The organism is Ethanoligenens sp. (genome assembly GCF_047718355.1).
Classification (GTDB): domain Bacteria; phylum Bacillota; class Clostridia; order Oscillospirales; family Ethanoligenentaceae; genus Ethanoligenens.
The window spans coordinates 781-3,715 of sequence record NZ_JBDNLG010000144.1; the positions used below are offsets into that span (position 1 = coordinate 781).

The 2,935-nt window shown below is 52.6% G+C and carries 3 protein-coding genes; all 3 read right to left on the reverse strand.

Going from position 1 to position 2,935, the window contains the following annotated elements; genetic code table 11:
* Positions 1 to 112: 112 nt before the first annotated feature.
* The 3 genes from ABF463_RS14180 to ABF463_RS14190 are packed head-to-tail and all read right to left on the reverse strand — an operon-like array spanning position 113 to position 2,731.
* The gene (locus tag ABF463_RS14180) at positions 113 to 595 is read right to left on the reverse strand and encodes a 23S rRNA (pseudouridine(1915)-N(3))-methyltransferase RlmH (protein ID WP_415534641.1); all 483 of its coding nucleotides are present in this window, start codon (positions 593 to 595) and stop codon (positions 113 to 115) included.
* Positions 596 to 605: 10 nt separating this feature from the next.
* Complete coding sequence (locus tag ABF463_RS14185; protein WP_415534643.1) at positions 606 to 1,394, reverse strand: MBL fold metallo-hydrolase; 789 nt, start codon at positions 1,392 to 1,394, stop codon at positions 606 to 608.
* A gap of 47 nt (positions 1,395 to 1,441) precedes the next feature.
* Positions 1,442 to 2,731, reverse strand: coding sequence for a UDP-N-acetylglucosamine 1-carboxyvinyltransferase (locus tag ABF463_RS14190; protein WP_415534645.1), 1,290 nt, complete (start codon positions 2,729 to 2,731; stop codon positions 1,442 to 1,444).
* Between the last annotated feature and the right edge of the window lie 204 nt (positions 2,732 to 2,935).

Genomic DNA, 2,935 nt, shown 5'->3' on the forward strand with positions numbered 1-2,935 from the left:
ACCCCATGAAACTGCGGCTGCAACGGGCTTTCAACGCCCTTTCAAGACGCATTTTCATGCAGTATTTTCCGTCGGAATTATTTTGCAGCATCCTCTTCAAATTGGACACCCGTCATTTATGATAATTTCCGCCGTGCAGGATGCTTACGGCGCGGTAGAGCTGCTCCAGCAAAAAAACACGTGCCAGCATATGCGGCATCGTCATGCGGGAAAAAGAGAGCATTTCATCCGCACGGTACTTGACCGTCTCTGAGAGCCCATGGGAACCGCCAATCAAATAGCATAGCTTGGAATGCCCGGCAATCATCTTCTGATTTAATGCCTGTGCAAGCGCTTCAGAAGAAATCTGCGGGCCCTCCACGCAAAGTGCTGTGACATAAGCATCTTTAGGTAAGGCGGCAACCAAACGCTCACCCTCTGCTTGCAGCGATGTTTGTATCTGCGCTATAGAAACATCTTTGGGCAGCGGCTGCTCACGCAGCTCATGCACAGTTACTTTCGCCCAGGCACTCAGCCGCTTGACATATTCGGCACAGGCTGCTTTCCAATAGGGTTCTTTTAACCCGCCGACGCACCACAGCTCGATCGAAAGCATACAGTCCTCCTCAAAGAGTATAGACGCGTCCCGGTCCGCAGCGCGGCGCAGCCTCAACACTGACCACATCCTGCATTCCCGCCGCGCACAACGCCTCTACAGAGGTCTCCAGAGCCAATTCGGGAGAATTGTTATCCGTACTCAAATGTGCCAGTACCACATGCCGCATCCCTGCATCAGCCAAAGACGGAAGTACAGCCGCACAGTCCCGGTTGGAAAGATGCCCCATCGCCGACAGAATACGTCGTTTCAAGTAAAACGGATACCGCCCGTTTTGCAGCATGGCGATGTCATGATTGGACTCCAGCATGACCATCTTACAGCCTTGCACACCCCGCAGGACAGGCTCGTCCACAAAACCGAGGTCCGTAGCCACGGCGGCACTTTCCCCATTCTGCAAAAGGACACGGTATCCCACGCTCTCCAAGCTGTCATGCGACGTAGCAAACGTGGAAACCGCCATTCCCGCCACTTCAGCACAGCATCCGGTCTCAAGAATCTCAAAGCGTGCAGGATCCAGCACGTCCATGGCGGCACAAGCGCCCCGTACGGTGCCCGGTGTAGCAAAAATCGGCAAATCATATTTTTTGAACAGCATCGGCAGTGCCTTGATATGGTCACTATGTTCATGCGTAATAAAAATTGCACGCACGTCCGCCATACTGGCCCCGATCATTTGCAGACCGGTGGAGATGCGGCGCATACTGACGCCTGCATCAATCAAAACCCCGCCGTCATCGCCTTCTATGTAAATACAGTTACCGCTGCTGCCACTGTAAAGTGAACAAAACCTTGCCATATGTATAGGAAAACCTTTCCCTCATTTTTATGATATGCGCGTGCAAATCAAACCGCACTGGCCAAAGCCGCATCGTCCGATGTCACCGACACCCGCTTGATTTTTGCCCCAAGCGCGCGGAATTTTTCGTCCACGTATTCATAGCCCCGCTCTATGTGGCGAATGTCTTCGATTTCCGTGACACCATGAGCAACCAGACCGGCAATCAGCATAGCTGCGCCGGCACGCAAATCTGTAGCTTTGACCGGTGCCGCCAACAGTCTTCCAACACCTTCAACAACTGCGATCTTGCCGTCCACCTGAATGCTCGCACCCATCCGTTTGAGTTCCTCCACATATCGAAAGCGATTGTCCCAAACGCCTTCGGTGATGATGCTGGTTCCCTGTGCAAGTGAGAGCAGCACCGCCATTTGCGGCTGCATATCCGTTGGAAAACCGGGATGCGGCATTGTCTTGAGATTTGCGTGGTTCAACGGACCGTGGCGCTCGACCAGAATCGAATCGTCAAACTCGGTGATTTCAGTGCCCATCTCAGCCAATTTAGCAGTAATAGACTCCAAATGTTTTGGGATGACGTTCTTCAGCAAAACGTGGCCGCCCGTCGCCGCCGCCGCCGCCATGAATGTTCCCGCTTCAATTTGGTCCGGAATGATGGAATACGTGCAGCCGTGCAGTTGGGAAACACCATGCACTTTAATCACATCGGTGCCCGCGCCCCGCACATCTGCACCCATTGCATTGAGGAAATTGGCAAGATCAACGATATGCGGTTCTTTTGCCGCATTTTCAATCACCGTCAGCCCCTCGCAGCGCACCGCGGAAAGAAGGACATTTACGGTAGCGCCTACCGAAACGACATCCAGATAGATGGCGGTTCCATGCAGTGCGGATGCAGAGGCTTCCACAATCCCATGTTCAAGCATCACGGTCGCGCCCAGCATCTCCATTCCCTTGATATGCTGGTCAATGGGGCGAACGCCAAAATCACATCCACCTGGCATAGCTACCTGTGCCCGATGATACCGTCCAAGCAACGCACCCAGAAAATAGCAGGATGCGCGCATTTTACGCGCAAGTTCATATGGCACCTGCGGGGTTTGCAGATGCGTCGTGTCGATCTCCACTACTGAGCGCTGCAAAAACCGTACACGCGCACCCATATGGGTCAAGATATCTAAAAGACTGCTCACATCACTGATGTTGGGAATATTCTCAATACGGCATACGCCGCCCGCCAGCACAGTTGCCGGCAATATCGCCACAGCGGCATTCTTCGCGCCACTGATAGTTACCTCACCTTGCAGTTTTGTTCCGCCTGTGATTACGTATTTATCCAAATCAGACCGCTCCTTCGTTTGACATCGGCAATTCTATGGGCATCCAAGAATGACCGGCAGATCTTATCATTTCGTATTTTGGTCATCTTTACACGCAGACCGCGTCTTCCCGCGAAAGCACAATTTTCCAGCGCCCCGCTTTTAACATGCAGCGTGCGTTCCTTTTGAACTATCCATAGTATTGCACTCAAACGGTATTTTATC